Annotated in this window: 16 protein-coding genes; 12 read left to right on the plus strand and 4 right to left on the minus strand. The window is 68.1% G+C overall.

Translation table 11 applies throughout. The features are described from left to right. The first annotated feature begins 352 nt into the window (after positions 1–352). From AC3FOF_RS11355 to AC3FOF_RS11370, 4 genes are all read left to right on the plus strand, one after another. Positions 353–1,663 carry a dicarboxylate/amino acid:cation symporter gene (locus AC3FOF_RS11355; protein ID WP_276263737.1) on the plus strand — a complete coding sequence of 437 codons (1,311 nt, stop codon included), beginning with the start codon at positions 353–355 and terminating at the stop codon, positions 1,661–1,663. 203 nt (positions 1,664–1,866) lie between these two features. Then, positions 1,867–3,768 (plus strand): sensor histidine kinase, encoded by a 1,902-nt coding sequence (locus tag AC3FOF_RS11360; RefSeq protein ID WP_430869730.1) that lies wholly within the window; start codon positions 1,867–1,869, stop codon positions 3,766–3,768. After that, a complete protein-coding gene (locus tag AC3FOF_RS11365; RefSeq protein WP_488726635.1) occupies positions 3,758–5,086 on the plus strand; it encodes a sigma-54-dependent transcriptional regulator in 1,329 nt (442 codons plus the stop codon). The genes AC3FOF_RS11360 and AC3FOF_RS11365 overlap by 11 nt, the downstream gene beginning before the upstream one ends. 773 nt (positions 5,087–5,859) lie before the next feature. Beyond that, a complete protein-coding gene (locus AC3FOF_RS11370; RefSeq protein ID WP_017226487.1) occupies positions 5,860–6,465 on the plus strand; it encodes a helix-turn-helix domain-containing protein in 606 nt (201 codons plus the stop codon). 225 nt (positions 6,466–6,690) lie between these two features. Here AC3FOF_RS11370 and ocd read toward each other — a convergent pair whose 3' ends face one another. Next, positions 6,691–7,770, minus strand: a complete 1,080-nt coding sequence (ocd, locus tag AC3FOF_RS11375; RefSeq protein ID WP_276264191.1) for an ornithine cyclodeaminase — start codon at positions 7,768–7,770, stop codon at positions 6,691–6,693. Between the two features lie 60 nt (positions 7,771–7,830). Continuing rightward, a complete protein-coding gene (locus tag AC3FOF_RS11380) occupies positions 7,831–8,739 on the minus strand; it encodes a dimethylarginine dimethylaminohydrolase family protein (protein ID WP_488726636.1) in 909 nt (302 codons plus the stop codon). A 193-nt stretch (positions 8,740–8,932) separates the two neighbouring features. Between AC3FOF_RS11380 and AC3FOF_RS11385 the strand changes: the two genes are divergently transcribed. Then, the gene (locus tag AC3FOF_RS11385; protein WP_017226490.1) at positions 8,933–9,355 is read left to right on the plus strand and encodes an Lrp/AsnC family transcriptional regulator; all 423 of its coding nucleotides are present in this window, start codon (positions 8,933–8,935) and stop codon (positions 9,353–9,355) included. Positions 9,356–9,365: 10 nt separating this feature from the next. Here the strand turns inward: AC3FOF_RS11385 and AC3FOF_RS11390 are convergent, their stop codons facing one another. Further along, complete coding sequence (locus AC3FOF_RS11390) at positions 9,366–11,105, minus strand: chloride channel protein (RefSeq protein WP_488726637.1); 1,740 nt, start codon at positions 11,103–11,105, stop codon at positions 9,366–9,368. Between the two features lie 193 nt (positions 11,106–11,298). Here AC3FOF_RS11390 and AC3FOF_RS11395 point away from each other — a divergent pair, with 193 nt between their 5' ends. The 6 genes from AC3FOF_RS11395 to AC3FOF_RS11420 all read left to right on the plus strand — a co-directional run bounded on the left by AC3FOF_RS11395 (position 11,299) and on the right by AC3FOF_RS11420 (position 17,635). Continuing rightward, positions 11,299–12,468, plus strand: a complete 1,170-nt coding sequence (locus AC3FOF_RS11395) for an HPP family protein (RefSeq protein ID WP_488726638.1) — start codon at positions 11,299–11,301, stop codon at positions 12,466–12,468. A 348-nt stretch (positions 12,469–12,816) separates the two neighbouring features. Then, positions 12,817–13,941: an AI-2E family transporter gene (locus AC3FOF_RS11400; RefSeq protein ID WP_276268354.1), complete on the plus strand. Its 1,125-nt coding sequence runs from the start codon at positions 12,817–12,819 to the stop codon at positions 13,939–13,941. After that, entirely contained in the window at positions 13,938–14,600 is a 663-nt protein-coding gene (locus tag AC3FOF_RS11405; protein ID WP_276268355.1) for a paraquat-inducible protein A, read from the plus strand. Before AC3FOF_RS11400 ends, AC3FOF_RS11405 begins: the two co-directional genes overlap by 4 nt. Next, complete coding sequence (locus tag AC3FOF_RS11410; protein ID WP_276268356.1) at positions 14,597–15,343, plus strand: paraquat-inducible protein A; 747 nt, start codon at positions 14,597–14,599, stop codon at positions 15,341–15,343. Before AC3FOF_RS11405 ends, AC3FOF_RS11410 begins: the two co-directional genes overlap by 4 nt. Then, the gene (locus tag AC3FOF_RS11415) at positions 15,330–16,973 is read left to right on the plus strand and encodes a PqiB family protein (RefSeq protein ID WP_488726639.1); all 1,644 of its coding nucleotides are present in this window, start codon (positions 15,330–15,332) and stop codon (positions 16,971–16,973) included. Before AC3FOF_RS11410 ends, AC3FOF_RS11415 begins: the two co-directional genes overlap by 14 nt. Next, positions 16,973–17,635, plus strand: a complete 663-nt coding sequence (locus AC3FOF_RS11420) for a PqiC family protein (RefSeq protein ID WP_488726664.1) — start codon at positions 16,973–16,975, stop codon at positions 17,633–17,635. The genes AC3FOF_RS11415 and AC3FOF_RS11420 overlap by 1 nt, the downstream gene beginning before the upstream one ends. A gap of 40 nt (positions 17,636–17,675) precedes the next feature. On the opposite strand, the gene AC3FOF_RS11425 is transcribed toward AC3FOF_RS11420, so the two are convergent. Then, positions 17,676–18,215, minus strand: coding sequence for a nucleoside 2-deoxyribosyltransferase (locus tag AC3FOF_RS11425; RefSeq protein ID WP_276268359.1), 540 nt, complete (start codon positions 18,213–18,215; stop codon positions 17,676–17,678). A 350-nt stretch (positions 18,216–18,565) separates the two neighbouring features. On the opposite strand from AC3FOF_RS11425, the gene AC3FOF_RS11430 reads away from it, so the two are divergent. Further along, positions 18,566–19,507, plus strand: a complete 942-nt coding sequence (locus AC3FOF_RS11430) for a 2-hydroxyacid dehydrogenase (protein WP_017226120.1) — start codon at positions 18,566–18,568, stop codon at positions 19,505–19,507. Positions 19,508–19,704 lie beyond the last annotated feature (197 nt).

Raw genomic sequence — 19,704 nt, forward strand, 5'->3', positions numbered from 1 at the left:
AAAACCCTCCTTGGCTGGCACACCTCGTGCAATGTATGCGCCCGCCCCAAGCGGCAATACAGGTGACGGCCGGCTCCCTGCCGCCGGCCCGCACCGAAAACAATGGAGGAAACAATGATCGACCCCGCCTTGCCATCTTTGCCCGCCCCTGCGGCGGGTGCCGGGCACACCGCCCGCTGCTCGGCTGATGTTCGGATTTCCTGACTACCCGAACACCCCGATTCGCTGACTCTCGCGGCTGTGGCCGCATGGTGCTGCCCCCCCAAACCGCAGCGCCATGCCAGAAGGCTGCCAGCCTGCCCTACCGCAAAACCCGCCCGGCCACTGGCCGGGCGCATCGGCCCCGACTCTGATGAAACTGAACCGACTGCCTACCCTGATTTTCATTGCGATGCTGCTTGGCGTGCTGGCCGGCACGGCAGCCCACCACTATGCGCCGGACCCCGCCGCCGCGAAATCCATCGCCGACCACCTGTCCATCCTGACCGACGTGTTCCTGCGCATGATCAAGATGATCATCGGGCCGCTGGTGTTCGCCACCCTGGTCGGCGGCATCGCCAGCATGGGCGACGGCAAGGCCGTCGGCCGTATCGGCATGAAGGCGATGGCATGGTTCATCGCCGCGTCCATCACCTCGCTGCTGCTGGGCCTGCTGATGGCCAACGTGCTGCGCCCGGGCGAAGGGATGAACCTGCCGCTGCCCTCGGCCGATGCCGCCTCCAACCTGAAGACCGGGGCGCTGAACCTGCGCGACTTCATCGCGCATATGTTCCCCAAGAGCTTCGTCGAGGCGATGGCCACCAATGAGATCCTGCAGATCGTGGTGTTCTCGCTGTTCTTCGGCTTTGCGCTCGGCACCCTCAAGGACGGCGTTGGCAAACCCGTGCTGGCCGCCATCGAGGGGCTTGGCCAAGTCATGCTGAAGGTCACCAACTACGTGATGGCCTTCGCCCCGGTGGGCGTGTTCGGCGCGGTTGCCGCGGTGATCACCGCTGAAGGCCTGGGCGTGCTGACCGTGTACGCCAAACTGCTGGGTGCGGTCTACCTGTCGCTGGCGCTGCTGTGGGTGGCGCTGATCGCGGGTGGCTACTTCTTCCTCGGCCGCGACGTGTTCCGCCTGCTCAAGATGGTGCGCGCGCCGCTGATGATCGGTTTCGCCACCGCCAGCAGCGAGTCGGCCTATCCCAAGGTGATCGAGCAACTGACCCGCTTCGGCGTCAAGGAGCGCATCACCGGCTTCGTGCTGCCGCTGGGCTACTCCTTCAACCTGGACGGCTCGATCATGTACACCTCCTTCGCCGCGCTGTTCGTCGCGCAGGTGTACGGCATCCACCTGTCACTGTCGCAGCAGATCACGATGCTGCTGGTGCTGCTGGTCACCAGCAAGGGCATCGCCGGCGTGCCGCGCGCCTCGCTGGTGGTGGTCGCCGCGGTGCTGCCGATGTTCGGCCTGCCTGAAGCCGGCATCCTGCTGGTGCTGGGCATCGACCACATCCTGGACATGGGCCGTACCGTTACCAATGTGCTTGGCAATGCCATTGCCACGACCGTCGTCGCCAAAAGCGAGGGCGCCATCGGCGCGCCGGTGCCCGAAGAAGCGGATGACCCCGCTGCCGACGGCAACCGTGACCTGACACCCGTTCAGGTCCTGGCCCGCAAGTAATACTGCCAGCGCGCCAAGGCCCGGCCACCGATCAGGTGGCCGGGCCTTTTTGCTTTCCGGCGCCCGGATTGCGCAATATGGTAAAACAACGGCTCGCCGCGGGCGCCGCCACCGCACTTTTTTGCCCGCGCCCCAGCCTTAACCCGTCGGATTGATTGCCCGCGCTCGATATCCCTCTTCGCTTTGCGCACTCCGCCCGCCCCATGACCGGCCCGCTCGATACCCAAGGTACCCCGCACGACTCCCCCAGCCGCCCAGGCCGCCTGCGCCAGTGGGTGCCCCTGCTGGCCATGCTGGCACTGGCGGTGCTGGTCGGACTGGCAGGCTCGCTGGGCTACCGCTACAGCTACGACAACGCCCTGACGCACCAAGGCGAGCGAGGCCAGGTGCAGCTGCACCTGTATGGACAGGCCCTGTCGAGCGAGCTGGCGCGCTACGACTACGTGCCCAGCCTGCTCTCGCTGGACGACAAGATCGCCGCGCTGCTGGCCCACCCGGAAGACCGGGCACGGGTCGAGGCCGCCAACCAGTACCTGGCCGCGCTCAACGCCCGCGCCGGCACGCGCACCATCTACGTGCTCAATGCCAGTGGCCGCGTGCTCGCCACCAGCAACTGGCAACGCCCCGACAGCTACATGGGCGAAGACCTCCTCTTCCGCCCTTACTTTGCCGACGCCATGGAAGGCCAGTTGGGCCGCTTCTACGGGGTCGGCACGACGCGCAGCGAGGCCGGCTACTACCTCTCCGCGCCGCTCGGTGACCGCAACAAGCCGGGCGGCGTGGCGGTGGTCAAGGTCGGCCTGGAGCCCCTGGAGAACCGCTGGCAGGGCGCCGACACCCAGATGCTGCTGACCGACGAGAACGGCGTGGTGATCCTGGCCTCCGATCCCTCCCTGAAGCTGACCACGCTCAAGCCGCTCGCGCCTGAGCTGCGCGAACGGCTGCTGCGCAACCTGCAGTACAACCGCGCGCCGCTGCCGCAGCTGGAACTGACGACGGTGCGCAAGCTATCCGACAGCGACACGCTGGTGCGCCTGCGGCGCGGCCCCCCCATGCTGGCGCAGAACGCCGAGCTGGTCGGCACCGACTGGCACTTGACGCTGCTCACCAATACCTCCCAGGCCCGCGTGGCCGCGCTCAACACGGCCGCGCTGGCGGGCGTGCTGACGGCATTCCTGCTGCTGCTGGCGGCTGCCTGGAACGTACGCCGGCGCATCGCGAGCGAGCGGCTGGCCGCGCGCGCCGCGCTGGAAGCCGCCAACGGCGAACTCGAACGCAAGGTGGCCGAACGCACCGCCGACCTGTCCGCCGCCAACCAGCAGCTGCAGGCGGAGATCGGCGAGCGCATCCGCGCCGAAGCCACGCTGCGCCAGGCCCAGGACGGCCTGCTGCAGGCCGGCAAGCTGGCCGCCGTGGGCCAGATGTCGACCGGCATCGCCCACGAGCTCAACCAGCCCCTGGCGGCCCTGCGCACACTCTCCGGCAATACCCAGAAGTTCCTGGCGCGCGGCGACAATGCCACCGCGCAGGCCAACCTCGGCACCATCATCGGGCTGGTGGAGCGCATGGGGCGCATCACCGGCGCGCTCAAGTCATTTGCACGCAAGCCCGGCAACGGCAGCCGCACCGCGCCGCTGGACGACGCGCTGGACAACGCCCTGTTCCTGCTCGACACGCGCCTGCAGGAGGTGCGTCCGGAACTGGTCCGGCAAATCGACCCCGGCCTGGTGGTGGCATGCGACCCCAACCGGCTGGAGCAGGTGCTGGTCAACCTGATCGGCAATGCGCTCGACGCGCTGTCCGGCAGCACCGGACCGCGGCTGGAACTGCGCACCCACCTGACAGGCGGCAACGTGCGCCTGACCATCCGCGATAGCGGCCCCGGGCTGTCCGAGGAAGCCTTCGCGCGCCTGTTCGAGCCTTTCTTCACCACCAAGCCCACGGGCCAGGGACTCGGCCTTGGCCTGACGCTGTCGGCCGGCATCCTGGACGAGATCGGCGGCAGCCTCGACGCGAGCAACCACCCCGACGGCGGCGCCTGCTTTACGCTGGCGCTACCGCTGGCCCGTCAGGAAACAGAAAAGGTAAATGGACATGGCGCCTAGCACAAGCGATCTGACGGTACTGATCGTCGAGGACGATCCCGACGTACGCCTGGGCTGCGAGCAGGCGCTGCGGCTGGAAGGCATCGCCACGCGCGCCGTGGGCAGCGCGGAAGCCGCGCTGCGCGAAGTCGGCAGTTGCTTTCCCGGCGTGGTGATCAGCGACATCCGCCTGCCGGGCATCGACGGCATGGCGCTGCTGCACGAGCTCAGGGTGCGCGACGACGGGCTGCAGGTGGTGATGGTCACGGGCCACGGCGACGTCAACCTGGCCGTGCAGGCGATGAAGGCAGGCGCGTATCACTTCATCGAGAAGCCGTTTTCGCCCGAGCGGCTGGTCGAGGTGACGCAGCGCGCCCTGGAAAAGCGCCGCCTGGTGCTGGAAGTCGCCGAGCTGCGCAGGAAACTGGCCGGACGCGATACGCTGGATGCGCGCCTGATCGGCCATTCGCCGGCCATCGAACGGCTGCGCAAACTGATCGCCGACCTGGCCGATACCGCGGCCAACGTGCTGATCCACGGCGAGACCGGCACCGGCAAGGAACTGGTGGCGCGCTGCCTGCACGAAGCCAGCTCGCGCCGTGCGCGCCATTTCGTCCCCATCAACTGCGGCGGCCTGCCCGAGCAGTTGTTCGAGAGCGAGATCTTTGGCCACGAAGCCGGTTCGTTCACCGGCGCGGCAAGGCGCCGCATCGGCAAGATCGAGCATGCCGAGGGCGGCACGCTGTTTCTCGACGAAATCGAGAGCATGCCAATGCAGATGCAGATCAAGCTGCTGCGGGTGTTGCAGGAACGCGTGGTCGAGCGGCTGGGCTCCAATACCCCGGTGGCGGTCAATACCCGCGTGGTGGCCGCCACCAAAGCGGACCTGAAAGCGCTTTCCCAGGCCGGCCAATTCCGCGCCGACCTCTACTACCGCCTCAACGTGGTCACCCTGGAGCTGCCGCCGCTGCGCGAGCGCCGCGAGGACGTGCCACCTTTGTTCGAACATTTCGTCGCCCAGGCCGCGCTGCGCTTCGAGCGCGAGGCGCTGCCCGCCACCCCGACCGAGCTGGCCGCGCTGATGGCCTATCCCTGGCCGGGCAATGTGCGCGAACTGCGCAACCTGGCGGAACGTCACGTGCTGGGGCTGGGCTGCAACCCGGACCAAGGTACGGCGGAGCCTGCTGCGTTACCGCTGGCGCAGGCGGTGGAGCAGTTCGAACGCGCGCTGATCGCCGACGCCATGCGCAGGCACGAGGGCAACCTGAGCCGCGCGAGCGAAGCGCTCGGCATCGCCAAGACCACCTTGTTCGACAAGGTGCGCAAGTACAAGCTCTGAGCCTGGGCGGGGCCGCCCACCGCCCCCCCCGAGCGCCTCCTCTTCCCGCCCCTATGCGAGTTGCCGCACAAAGGCGGCACGCGCGCCGTGCGACCATGGCAACCTCGCTTGCCTCACGCCTCTCGCTCCCGGGCCGCGCGGCTGCAATTGCCACAGCGCACCAGCCAGCGCATTTTTGATACAGAACAATTTTGACATTTAAGCGCGTCAGGCAAATCCTGGCGCCCCGGATATGCGACGCGCTGAACCGGCATCGGGAATTCCCCTAGCCGCCGCAATAATGCCCGCCCGGATGGGAACGGACGGCGCGGGAACCCACGGCACACATGGCTGTCCAGTCTATTGGCATCCGCGTGGCCGCCCCATGATGGGGCTCGGATGTCTGCAATGTTTGCAATAAATTCCCTGATTTGCGTGTCTGCCAAAAGACGACAATATGCGTTTAAACACATAACTGGGAGCGTTCAGAGCAATCTCGAAATATTTGCCATCTGGCATGGTGAATTGTGTTCGATAACGCATATTATTCGGGACCGGTCCTTCTCCTGTAGGGAAGAAAAGGCACTTGTGACAAAGATCACACCAATGCGAGACAAGGAGCTACATGGCTCTCTCCCCGATCTCGGGGCATGCTGCGCAGAAGGTGCAAGAGTGCCAGCGGACGACCGCCAACATGGCGAGCGTCGGCGGAACCGGGGGTCCAATCGGTGCGATGTGCGCGCGCTGCCACTGCGTATCAAGCCGCGGTGTGTTTTTAGTTAACGGGTGAACGGATGAAACTGGATTCTGAACTGGCTGAGAAGCCTTACTACAGCACGCGAACCGCCGCGAAGCTGCTCAACGTGTCGCTAGGCACCGTGCAGAAAATGGTGGAGCGCGGCGAACTCGGTGCCTGGAAGACAAATGGCGGGCATCGCCGCATACACAAGGAGACCGTGCATCGGCTGCTGGCCACCCGGGTCGGCCAGGAAGTGCCCTCGGTGCACGAACTCGACCTGGTGGTATTCCACCCGAATCATCAGGAAGCCCAGCGCATCCACGCGCAACTGGGCAAATGGGGCCTGCCTCTCAAAAGCGTGGTGGTGGAGGACGTCGTGGATACCATCATTACTTCCGTCAGCTCGCATCCGCGGGTGGTGCTGTACTACGTCGAAGAACTCAGCGACGCCGAATCGGCCACCATCGAGAAGCTGCAGAATTTCTTTGCCCGCCAGAATGTCATCTTCGCCGTGATCACCAACCGGCAAGCGTATGACGGCGTAGCCGATGCCCTGCAGCACTGGGGCATCATGGTCTTCCTGAAGACCCCGTCCCTGGAAGAAGTCAAAGGCTTCCTGCGCGCGCAGCTGATGATGAGCCGCGGCGCCGCCGCTGGCTGACCCGACCTCCGGCGTGCCCAGGCCGTCCGCCAACGTTTCATAAGCCGCGCACACACAGTTTCATCGGCAGTCAACTGCCCGGCCGTCACCCGGCCGTCCGGTCCGACGCGCCCGCCACCCGCGGGCACCGCCTCCGCCGACATCCGCGCGCTTGTACGCCGCAGTTGTGCCAGCACAACTGCGGCGTCATTGCATGGAACGCCCGCACTGCGGCAAAACCAGCGCTCAGGCCAGCGCTGCCAGCGGTTCCCGCTCGGCATGCGGCGCCACGCCCGCATCCATCATCCAGCCGTAGAGATTGCGCGGATCCGGCGGCGTCGCCACCAGCTCCACATGGCTGCCGCGATGGCGCGCATGCGCCGCCGCATGGAGCCAGCGCAGCGCAGCGTAGTCCTCCAGCGCAAACCCCACCGAATCGAACACCGTAACCCGCCCGCTACCGTCCTGCCCTGGCGCGCGGCCCGACAGGATTTCCCAAAGCTCGGTGACCGGTGTATCCGGCGGCAATTGCTGGATTTCGCCTTCGATGCGGGTCTGCGGTGCGTACTCCACCACGATGCGCGCGTGGCGCAGGATGTCCGCATGCAGCTCTGTCTTGCCCGGGCAATCCCCGCCCACCGCATTGATATGCACGCCGGACGGCACCAGGTCCGGGGTCAGGATGGTGGCGCGCGTCTTGTCGGCAGTCACCGTGCTGAGGATATCCGCACCCTGCACCGCGGCCCGCACCGAGTCCACTACCACCACCTTGAGCCCGGTCACACCGGCCAGGTTGCGCGCCAGCCGTGCGCTCGCGGCCGGATCGATATCGTAGGCGCGGATCTCGCGGATGCCCAGCATGGCATGGAAGCCCAGCGACTGGAACTCCGCCTGCGCGCCATTGCCGATCAGCGCCATGGTGGCGGCCCCGGGCCGCGCCAGCGCCTGTGCCGCCAGCGCGGAGGTGGCAGCGGTGCGCAGCGCGGTGGCCAGGGTCAGGTCGCTCAGCAGCAAGGGAAAACCGCTTGCCACTTCGGCCAGCACGCCGAAGGCCATCACGGTGGGCATGGCATTCTGCGCATTGCGGGGATGGCCGTTGACGTACTTGAACGCGTACTGCACGCCGTCGCTCACCGGCATGAGCTCGATCACGCCGCCGGCAGAGTGCGAGGCCAGCCGCGCCGATTTGTCGAACGCATCCCAGCGCACGAAGTCCTGGCGAATATGGTGCGCCATCTGCACGATCACATTGGCAACGCCCGTCTCGCGCACCAGCGCCGCCACATCGTCGGCATCCAGAAAGCGGGTCATGGCGATCTCCTTCATGGTGTTCTCCCTGGTATGTTGCGGCTCTCTCTTTTTCTCGCCGGGCCTCGGGTCCGCTCCTCAGGCGGCAACCGCGGCCTGCGCGGCGCCGTCGGACGAACCCGCCGCTTGTCGCGCCGCGCTGCTGCGATCGAGACGCAGCGTCATGCAGTAGGCGCCACCACCGGACAGCATGAACGGCGACAGGTCCACCTCGCGCAGCTGATAGCCGCGCTGGCCCAGTTCGGCGCGCAGGTGCGGGGTGGTGCGCGTCATCACTACCTGGTCGTGCAGGTTGACCGCATTCACGCTGAAGTGGCGCAGGTCGTCCTCGCTCGCCTCGATGCGCAGGCTGGCTGGCACGCGCTCGCGCAGCGTGCACAGCGCCTGCGGCGTGAAGGCGGGCGCGTAGTAGAGGATTTCGCCGCCGGACAGCGGGCAGAAGCACACGTCGAGGTGATAGCTTTGTTCGGTAGCCAGTTCCAGCGCCACCACCTCGCGCCCGAACTCGCTGGCCATGACATCGGCCGCTGCGCGCGAGGAACGCGGCCCGAAGCCCGCCCAGAAGTGGCCACGTACGGCATCCCAGATACAGTCGCCGGCGCCTTCCTGGTAGCAGCCCTCGGGCAGCAGGCTGACGGAGTCGATCAGGCCGCGCTCGCGCAGCCCCTCGAAGATGCGCGCGAAAGGCGCCTCCTCGCCCGCCCGCTCGGGATAGCGGAAGCGTGCCAGCACGGCGTGGCCGTCCAGCACCACGGCGGCGTTGGCCGGGAACACCATGTCAGGCTGGCCCAGGGTGCCGGGCGCCACTTCCACCGCGAAGCCAGCCGCCCGCAACGCCGAGCGCAGGGACTCGAAAGCGCGCACGGCATTGCGATGCATGCCGCGCGGATCGCTCGCCCAAAGGCCCGGATCCATCCACGGGTTGATGCTATAGGACACGTCGTAGTGGGTGGGCTCGACAAGCAGGATGGTGGGCTGGTGGATCACGCTGGCTCCTTTGGAGTGGTTGGCTACGGGGTCAGTGAATGCCTGAATTCTGGCGTAGTGCCGTGCTAACCTAAAGACAGCAGATTGTGCAATTTGCGCGGCTCACATGGCAAAATGCCAAGCACGACTGGCAAATCGCCAATTGCGCTTTCGACATCACCAGGGCGCATCCCTGCGCCCGACAGGACCTGCAATGGACGACACCGACCGACAGTTGCTCGCCCTGCTGCGCGACAACGCCCGCATGCCCGCCACGGCACTCGCCAAGGCGCTGCGCGTATCGCGCGCCACCGTGCAGAACCGCATCGACAGACTGGAAAAGGAGGGATTGATCGTCGGCTACACGGTGCGGCTCAAGCCGGAAGCCGAGGCGCATCGCATCCGTGCGTGGATGACCATAGCGGTGGAAGGCAACAAGGCCCGCGCGGTGCTGCAGGCGCTGCGCGGCGAACCGAACGTGCAGGCGCTGCACACCACCAACGGGCGCTGGGACATCATCGCCGAGCTGCGCGCGGACACGCTCGAGGCGTTCGACCGTACGCTGGACCGCATCCGGCTGATCGACGGCATCGCCGCGACGGAAACCAGCATCCTGCTGTCCAGCTACAAACTCTGAAGGAAAGCCCTCAGGCTGCCGCCGCGCCGCGCAGACGCTCGCGGCGCGTTTCCTCATGCAGCACCTGCCCGCTCGGGCGCAGCAAGTCGCGCAGCGAGACCACGCCGACCAGCCGCATGGAATCCAGGTCAGCCACCACCGGCAGGCGGCTGACGCCCAGCTCGGCCATGCGCCCGGCGGCGATGCGCGCGGTCTGCGCGGGCAGCAGCACCTGGTGCGGCTGCAGCGGCGCCATCAGCGCGCGGCCGGCCTGCGGGGAAGCCTCGCGCCCGCGCAAGGCATTGCGCTCCAGCATGCCGACCACGCGTGCGCCACACACCACGGGATAACCGCGATGCGGCGCGTGCTCGCCGAAGTACTGCGGCCACAGCGCGCTGACCGGCTGCTCGCCGTCCACGCTCAGCACCGCGGTGGTCATCAGGTCGCCAACGTGCTGGCGCTCCAGCGGATCGACGCCGTATTCGCGATAGATATGCAGCCCGCGGCGCGCGATCTTCTCGGTCATGATCGAGCGCCTCATGGTCAGCACCGTGAATCCGTGCGCCACCGCCGTGGTCAGCAGCAGCGGCAGCAGCGCGTCGCTGTCGTGCGTCAGGCCGAAGGCGAACACGATGGCGGTCAGGGGCGCGCCAAGCACACTGCCCAGCACGCCCGCCATGCACACCAGCGCCCAGAGCTGTGGCGAGCCGCCGGGCAGCAGCGGCGCCAGCGCCACGCCAAGCCCCGCGCCCAGCATCAGCAACGGCGCCAGTACGCCACCGGAAGTCCCGGAACCCAGCGCGGCGACCCAGATGATCGCCTTGACCGTCAGCAACGCCACCGCCACTTCCAGCGCCAGCCGGTTGTTGAGCAGGTCGCCGATCACGTCATAGCCCACGCCCAGCGCGCGCGGCTCGAAAAAGCCGCCGATGCCGACCACCAGCCCGCCGATCGCCGGCCACCACATCCAGTGCAGCTTGAGCCTGGAGAACTGGTCCTCGGTGCGATACAGCGCCAGTGTCAACACGGCGCCCAGCACGCCGCAAAGCAGGCCCGCGATCACGCACGAGCCCAGTGCCGCGGTCGTGGCCGGCGCGGTATGCAGCGCAAACAAGGGGCCGGGGGCAAACACCCACGCGCGCAGGAAGCCCGCCACGGCGCAGGCCAGCGCCACCGGCAGCAGGCTGCGCGGGCGCAGTTCGAACAGCAGCAGCTCGACCGCCAGCAGCACCGCCGCCACCGGCGTGCCGAAGATCGCCGTCATGCCGGCGCAGGCGCCAGCCACCAGCAGCGTCTTGCGCTCGGCCGCGGTGAGATGGAGATACTGCGCGAGCAGCGAGGCGATCGAGCCACCGGTCATGATGATCGGCCCCTCGGCGCCGAACGGCCCGCCGCTGCCGATCACGATGCCCGACGAGAGTGGCTTGAGGACCGCCACCCGGGGCGACATCCTGCTCTTGCCGAACAACACCGCCTCGATGGCCTCCGGAATACCGTGGCCGCGGATCTTGTCGCTGCCGTAGCGCGCCATCAGTCCGACGAGCAGCCCACCGATCACCGGTACGGCGATGACCCACGCCCCCAGCGCATGCTGGGCCGGGGAGCGTTCCGCCAGCGACAGCGTCTGGTAAAAAAACAGGTTGGTGAAGAACCGGATCAGGTTCAGTAGCAGCACTGCCGCCGCCGTACTGATGGCCCCGATCAGGGGCGCCAGCGCCGCCAGCAGCAGCAGCCGCCGGTTGACCGAGTAGTCGCTTTTCTCGAAGTGCATGATGGGACTCGTGCAAGAAGCGCGGGATGTCGCGCTATTGCGGCAAGGGGTTTTCCGCGGGAAACGAAATGTATCACGTCATGATATATTTGCGCGCTGGCTTTCGGCGAAAAAACCCAGGTGACGAATACTCACTTTTCGCGTGTTTCTCCACCGTTCGCCGCCCATGCCCCCTTTGACCAAGCCCAGAACCATGCCGCCATCCCAGGCCCCTTCCCTAGCCGAGTTCACGCCAGAACGGGCGCGCGCATGGCTGCGCGCCTTCGTCCCTACCCCGATTACCGCCGGCCGCCGCGAGCGTTTCAAGAGTTGCCTGGGCGCGCTCCTCGGCCTGCTGATCACCGAATTGATCAGCCGCCACCTGCTTGGCGGCTTCAACCCATGGTTCGTGGCGCCGATGGGCGCATCCGCGGTGCTGCTGTTCGCCGTGCCGGCCAGCCCGCTGGCCCAGCCGTGGTCCATCATCGGCGGCAACCTGGTAGCGGCGCTGATCGGGGTGGCCTGCGCGCGCTGGATTCCCGCGCCGGGGCTGGCCGCTTCGGCCGCCGTGGCGCTGGCCATCGCCGCCATGTTCCAGTTGCGCTGCGTGCACCCGCCCAGCGGCGCGGTGGCGATCACCGCGGTGTTCGGCGGGCCGGCCGTGAGCCAGCTGGGCTTTGGCTTCGTGGTATTCCCGGTCGCGCTCAATTCGATGCTGCTGCTGCTGGTGGCGCTGCTGTTCAACAACCTGATGCGGCGGCGCTATCCGCACCGCCCGGTCGAGCACACCAACCCGCATCGCACCGCCGATCCGCTGCCCAGCGAACGGGTCGGCTTCAACCGGGCCGACCTTGACGAAGTGCTGAAGGCGCGCGGCGAATTTCTCGACATCGAGGAAGACGACCTCGAGGAAATCCTGGTGGCCGCGCAATTGCGCGCCTATCGCCGCCGCTTCGGCGACGTGCGCTGCGCGGACATCATGTCGCGCGACGTGGTGACGGTGCAACCCGGCCAGAGCGGCAGCGAGGCGCGAGCGCTGCTGGTGCGGCACGGCGTCCAGTCGCTGCCGGTGGTGGACGGGCAGCGCCGCCTGCTGGGCATGCTCAGCCTGCCGGACCTGCTCGCCGTTCGCGGCGGGACAGAGGACCGGCAGCGCGCCGGCACCGCCGCCGACCTGATGCACACCGGCGTGGTGACGGCGCGGCCCGAACAGCCCATGGTGGAACTGGCCCGCGCCATCTCCGACCGCGGCCTGCACCAGATGCCGGTGGTGGATGCGCAGCACCGGCTGCTGGGCATCGTCACGCAGTCCGACCTGATCGCCGCACTGTTGCAGCAAGGTCCGCCGGTGCAGGCCGGGGCGACGGCCCAGCCTGCAAGCTGAGCCTGGCCGGCGCGGGCGTCAGTGCGCTGCAGCGCACGCTGCCGGGCGCCCTGCGCGACGATATGGCCTTCGTCGCCCTGGACGAGCCAGGGCCGGCGGCGGATCTGTGCGCCACCGTGCCCGCGGGCACCGGCCGGCACTGGACCGCTTTCTCGCGCTGCCGGGAGATGTCACCGAGCCATGGCATCCGGGGACGTTCGGGGACGGCTCGCAGTCCGGCCAGGCCCCCCGAGGGGCCGCAGTGCAGCATTTTGTCCATCGCCGAGGCCGCCCGCGTCCGGCACCCCTCGCGTTTTCCTATATATTGTCGCCGTTCATGTCACAGCGGCAGTCTAGGAGATGCGCCCGATGAATTCCGGCCAACTGATTGAAAAACTCGCTGCCATCTTCGCGCTGATCGTCCTGATCGGCGGTTCGCTGCTGGTTCTCGCACCCTTCACCACCGCGCTGCTGTGGGCCGCCATCCTGGCCTTCAGCTCCTGGTACCCCTATACGCTGCTGGCGCGCTGGCTGGGCAACCGGCGCAGCCTGGCCGCCATGATCTGCGTGCTGCTGGCGGCGGTGACCGTGCTGGGACCCTTCGTCTATGCCGGCACCAGCATCTCCGCCCATATCGACGAATTGTCCGGCCTGGTCGACCGCTTCGTCGAGCATGGCGCCCCGCAACTGCCTGATTGGGTGGGCACCCTGCCCTATGCGGGCGCCTACCTGCAAAGCTCCTGGGACAAGGTCATCCATGCCGACTCGGAGATGGTGGCCAACCTGCGCAAGCTGATCGCGCCGGTGGGCCATGTGGTGCTGGGCGCCGGACTGTCGATCGGCGCCGGGCTGGGCCAGCTGGCGCTGTCGATCGTGCTGGCGTTCTTCTTCTATACCGGCGGCGAATTCGCGGTGGCCTGGCTGCGTGCCGGCATGCGCCGCATTGCCGGCGAGCGCGCCGACCACCTGCTGGCGCTGGCCGGCAATACCGTCAAAGGCGTGGTCTACGGCGTGCTCGGCACGGCATTCGTGCAGGCCGTGCTGGCCGGCCTCGGGTTCTGGATCGCCGGCGTGCCCGGGGCCGCCATCCTCGGCTTTGTCACCTTCTTCCTGTCCGTGATCCCGGTGGGACCGCCGCTGGTATGGATTCCCGCCGCACTGTGGCTGTACCACACCGGCTCGCTCGGCTGGGCCATCTTCATGGTGGTGTGGGGCGTAGGCGTGGTCAGCATGGCCGACAACGTCATCAAGCCCCTGCTGATCAGCAAGGGCACCGACATGCCGCTGATCTGGGTGATGCTGGGCGTGTTCGGCGGCGCGCTGGCCTTCGGCTTCCTCGGCGTGTTCATCGGTCCCACGCTGCTGGCGGTGGCCTATGCCCTGCTGCGCGACTGGACCATCGGCTCGCAGCATCCCTCCGATCCGCCTCGCGAGCTGGCCCAGGGCAGGCCCATCACCACCCCCGAGGACGTCGCGGGTTCCGGCCAGGCATGAGCGAAGCCAGCCGTCCCGAGCCGCTCCGGGCAGAGCCCGCCCCGCCCGCCGAACTCAGCCGGCTGGTGGCCTGCGAATACTGCGATGCGGTCTACCAGCGCACGGAACTGGCCGACGGCGAGCGCGCCCTGTGCCTGCGCTGCGGGGGCCAGCTCTACCGCGAGAGCACGCGCGCCTACACCCGCCTGCTGCCGCTGGTGGTGACCGCGCTGATCCTGTTCCTGGTGTCCAACGCCTATCCCATCGTCGAGATGGATCTCAAGGGCGTGCGCACCGAGACCACGCTGTGGGGCGCCGTGCAGGCGCTCAACGCCGACCACATGGCGCTGGTGGCCATGCTGGTGTTCGGCACCACCATCCTCTTTCCCCTGTGCGAGATGCTGATGATGCTTTACCTGCTGGTGCCGATGGCCCGGCGCCGCATGCCGCCGGGCTTCGAGCGCATCGTGCGCGGCATCCGGCAGACCCGGCCGTGGGGCATGATCGAGGTTTTCATGATCGGCGTGCTGGTCACGCTGGTCAAGCTCTCGACCATGGCCCAGGTGCTGCCGGGCATCGCGCTGTGGTCGTTCGGCGCGCTGGTGGTGGTGCTGGCCGCGATGCTGTCCTTCGACCCGCGCGACCTCTGGCAGTACCTGGAAAAGGAGCCGCCCCGATGAGCACGCCCGCGCCCAGGCCCACCGCGAAGCAGGCCGCCTCCGCGCTGGCGCGCTCGCGCCGGCTGGCCTCCGAAGTCGTGGCGGAGCTGACCGACGACGACGAGCGCGTGCCGCTGCCGCAGGTACCCACCGCCACTTCGATGGGGCTGCTGTCCTGCCATGCCTGCGACGCGCTCAGCCCGCGCGCGCTGGAGGGCGAGCCCTGCCCGCGCTGCGGCGCCACGCTGCACCACCGCAAGCCGCACAGCCTGACCCGCACCTGGGCCTTCCTGCTGGCGGCCTACATCCTGTATATCCCCGCCAACCTGCTGCCGGTGATGGTGACCCAGTCCATCCTGGGCACGCAGCGCGACACCATCCTGTCGGGCGTGATCTACCTGTGGCTCTCGGGCTCCAACCTGCTCGCCATCGTGGTGCTGGTCGCCAGCATCGTGGTGCCGCTGCTGAAGATGATGATCCTCACGCTGCTGCTGCTCTCCGTGCACTTCCGCTCACGCTGGCGGATACGCCAGCAAACCCGGCTGTATGGACTGGTGGAAGTGATCGGCCGCTGGTCGATGCTCGATATTTTCGTGGTCGCGCTGCTGGCTTCGCTGGTACGGGCCGGCGCGCTCGCCACCATCATCCCCGGTGCCGGGGCCATGGCTTTTGCTTCCGTGGTGGTGCTCACCATGATGGCTTCATTAAGTTTCGACCCGCGCCTGTTGTGGGATTCGCTGGATGCAAAAGATGCCCGACCTTGATCAGTCCCCCCCCTCGTCCCCGCCGCCGTCCTCGCTGCCGCCCGCGCCGGAGCGGCGCCGGCGCGCGAGCTGGCTGCCCTCCCTGGTGTGGCTGATCCCGATCGTGGCGGCGGTGGTCGGCCTGTCGCTGCTGATCCGCACGCTCACCGAGCGCGGCCCCGAGATCACGGTGTCCTTCCGCACCGCCGAGGGCCTTACACCGGGCAAGACAGCGGTGCGCTACAAGGACGTGGACATCGGCCTGGTCAAGTCCGTGCGCCTCGCGCCCGACCGTTCGCACGTGATCGCAAAAATCGACCTGACCCAGGACGCGGCCAGCTTCTCGGCCAAGGACACGCGCTTCTGGGTGGTACGCCCGCGCTTTGCCACCAGCGGCATCTCCGGCCTGGAAACGCTGCTGTCCGGCGCCTATATCGGCGTTGACGCCGGCAAGTCGGACGAGCGCGTGCGCAACTTCACCGGCCTCGAAGCACCGCCGGCGGTCACCACCGATGCGTCCGGCAAGCAGTTCTTGCTGCGCGCCGCCGATCTCGGCTCGCTCGACATCGGCTCTCCGGTGTACTACCGCCGCGTGCAGGTCGGCCGGGTGGTGGCCTACCAGCTGGAGCCGAACGGGCGCGATCTCTCGCTGCGCGTGTTCGTCAACAAGCCCTACGACGGGCTGGTCACCCCCGACACCCGCTTCTGGCATGCCAGCGGCGTGGACATCAAGCTCGACGCCGGCGGCTTCAAGCTCAATACCCAGTCGCTGGTGACGGTGCTGCTGGGTGGCGTCGCCTTCCAGGCGCCCGACGATTCCAAGGCGACCGCCGCGGCTAACGAGAACACCCAGTTCCTGCTGGCCAGCGACCAGACCGAGGCGATGAAGGAACCCGAGGAACTGGCACCCTCGCTGGCCGTGCTCAACTTCGACCAGTCGGTGCGTGGGCTCTCGCCCGGCGCGCCGGTGGATTTCCGCGGCGTGGTGGTGGGCCAGGTCAGATCGATCGGCATCGAATACCTGAGCGAAAAGAAAGCGTTCCGTCTGCCGGTGGTGGTGGAACTGTATCCCTCGCGCATGGGCTTCCGCCAGCGTGACCTGGAGGACGCCAACCGCGCTCGCGGTATCGTGCAGACCCTGATCAAGCGCGGCATGCGCGCCCAGCTGCGCACCGGCAACCTGCTGACCGGCCAGCTCTATGTGGCGCTCGATTTCTTCCCCAAGGCGCCGCCGGCCAAGGTCAACCCGGAGGGCCCGATTCCGGAGCTGGCGACCACGCCCGCGGCCTTTGATGAACTCCAGGCCAAGCTCGGCGAGATTGTCAGCAAGATCGACAAGGTGCCGTTCGAGCAGATCGGCCAGGACCTGCGCACCTCGATGGCAACGCTCAACACCATGATGAGCAGCGCCGACAAACTGGTCAGCCAGCTCAACGGCGACGTGGCGCCGCAGGTGACGGCGGCGCTGCAGGATGCGCGCAAGACGCTGAATGCCGCCAACGGCACGCTCGCCTCGGATGCGCCGCTGCAGCAGGACACGCGCCGCATGATGCAGGAACTCACGCGCACCGCGGTATCGCTGCGCACGCTGACCGACTACCTCGAACGCCATCCCGAAGCGCTGGTGCGCGGCAAGACGGAGAAACAATGATGAACCGCCAGATCCCTTCGCCTTCCTCCGCGCACCCGCTGGCGCGCCTGGCCAGCCGGGCGCGGCCCGCGGCCCTGCCGGCCGTGCTCCTGGCCGTCCTGCTGGCCGGCTGCGCCTCGCCCGATCCGCGTTACTACACGCTGGCGCAAGGCCCCGATACCGCGGCGGGCCAGGCCGCGGCCCCCGCCCGCCCGCCGCAGGCGCAGCCGCTATGGATCGAGGTGGCACCGGTGCGCGTGCCCGAACGCCTCAATCGGCCGCAACTGGTGGTGCGCGACGGCAAGGACAGCGGCGAACTCAAGCTGATCGACCTGGCGCGCTGGTCCGCGCCCCTGCCGGACGAACTGCGCGACGCACTCTCCCAGCAACTGCAGGCCAGGCTGGGCGCGGTCGATACCTACCAGCAAGGCTTGTCCGGCGTGGAACCCGTGTACCGCATCACCACCGAGGTGGTCCGGCTCGACGCCGACGTTGGCCAACGCGCCGGCGCCGTCATCAACTGGACCGTGCGCCGCCTGCCCGACGGCAAGGTCAGCGCCGGCCGCACGCAATCCGAACTGCCCGCGCCGGGCGCCATCGACGGCGTGGTGGCGGCCTACCGCCAGATCGTGGCAAGCGCGGCGGCCGACATCGCGGCCGGGGTGGAAGGGCTGCGCCGCTGAGACGCAATGCAGCGGAGCCTTTGCCCCGCCCTCGCCGCCATCAATCCTCCGCCGGCGCGCAGGCGCCCCGGCAACTGCGCCGCCGCTCGGCCTCCGCCATCGCCGCCAGGCACGCCTGCGCGCCGCCCTCCACCAGCTTTACCGAACAGGCCAGCATCAGGTTCTTGCCCAGGCCGAAGTCCTCCACCACGAAGCCGCGCGCATCGAGCGCTTCGCCGTTTGCCCCCTGCGCCACCGCGACGCGCTCCAGCAAGGTGCCGGGATCGCTGGAATAGCCCCATACCGGCTTTTGCAGCGCAATCGCGAATCCCACTTCGAAGGCCGTCCCCGAATCCGGCTCGCCCGGCCCGCGGAAATCGTCGAGGTTGGCCATGACCATGTCGGCGCGGCGCAGCAGGTTGAGATTGGCTTCGTAGATCCAGCGGGCGGTATCGGGGCCCGGCAGGCCGGCCGGGGCGGCTTTGTCGAGGGGATAGAGGCCGTGGAAGCCGTGCCGGGCGCAGAGGGCCTTCAGTGTTTCGCCGTGGGCGATGGCATCCTTGCGAAATACGTCGAAGCCGGCCAGGTAGATGGTTTTCATGTTCGGTATCTTGGAACGGACGTTGGCGTGGTTGAGGATAGCCGATCTGTTTGAAGCCAAGACGACGGATTGGGCGCTGGACAAATCCGCTGCTTTCGCTTTCCCTGGCTCCTGGCCAGATCGCCCCTCTGCGCGCGAGGGCCATCCGGCAGGCGGGCCCGACTGCGGCCGGGTTGTTTTATCGGCGGCCCGCCTGCCCCGCGCTGTCCACGGGAGGCGCTGCAACGCCCCGGCGCAAGCGCTATGATTGCCCTCTCGTTGAACGCCGTCCCGCGCAAGAACCGGTAGCGGCTGGCCGGCCCCGCGCCGTTGCGCGCGTTTTCCCCCACACTCTTTCCTTCGCCGCTTCCATGTCCCAAGTCTCGCTCGTCCAGATCGGCCCCCTCGCGCCGCAGATCAATTCCCGCCTGCGGGAGCAGTACCAGGCCGTTCCGCTGTGGGAGCAGGCCGACCGGCTGGCGTGGCTGCGCGAGCATGCGCAGCAGGCCCGCGTGGTGGTGACGTCCGCCCGCCACGGCATCACGGCCGAGGCCATCGCGGCAATGCCGAAGCTCGAAGCGGTTGTCAGCTTCGGGGTGGGCTATGACTCGATCGCGCTGGACGCGGCCGGTGCGCGCGGCATCCAGGTCAGCAACACCCCCGACGTGCTCAACGACTGCGTGGCCGACCTCGCATTCGGCCTGCTGCTCGACGCCGCGCGCGGCATCGCCCATGGCGACCGTTTCGTGCGCGCCGGCCAATGGGGCAAGGACAGCTTTCCGCTGACCACGCGCGTGTCCGGCAAGAAGCTGGGCATCCTGGGCCTTGGCCGCATCGGCGAGAAAGTGGCGCAGCGCGCCACCGGCTTCGGCATGGAGATCGCCTACCATAACCGCCGCCCGCGCGAAGCCGCGCCGTGGCGCCACGAGCCGGACCTGAAGGCGCTGGCCGGCTGGGCCGATTTCCTGGCCGTGACCTGCGTGGGCGGCCCCGAGACCGAGGGGCTGGTCTCTGCCGCCATCATCGAGGCGCTGGGCCCACGGGGCATCCTGGTCAATGTCTCGCGCGGCAGCGTGGTGGACGAGGCCGCGCTGGTGGCGGCATTGCGCGAAGGCCGCCTGGGCGGCGCCGGGCTGGATGTGTTCCGCGCCGAGCCGCAGGTGCCGGAGGCATTGTTCGCGCTGGACAATGTCGTCCTTGCGCCGCACATGGCCAGCGGCACGCATGAAACCCGCGCGGCCATGGCCGGGCTGGTGTTCGACAACCTGGATGCCTTCCTCTGCACCGGCAAGGTGATCACGCCAGTGGCCTGATGCGGCCGACAGCCGGCGAGCGCCGTGGATTCCGGCACGCCGGCGGACTCAGGCGCGCCCTATACTGGATCAGGCGCCCGCCACCGTGGCGGCGCCGTTCATCCCGATCCCCGATGACGGAGGACATCGCCGCGCACGGGCGCCGCATGGGGAAAGCGCCTGCCCGGGGTGCAAGTGGCACCCTGCCCGAAAAACCT

This window comes from Cupriavidus sp. 96C5-1 (genome assembly GCF_057798855.1).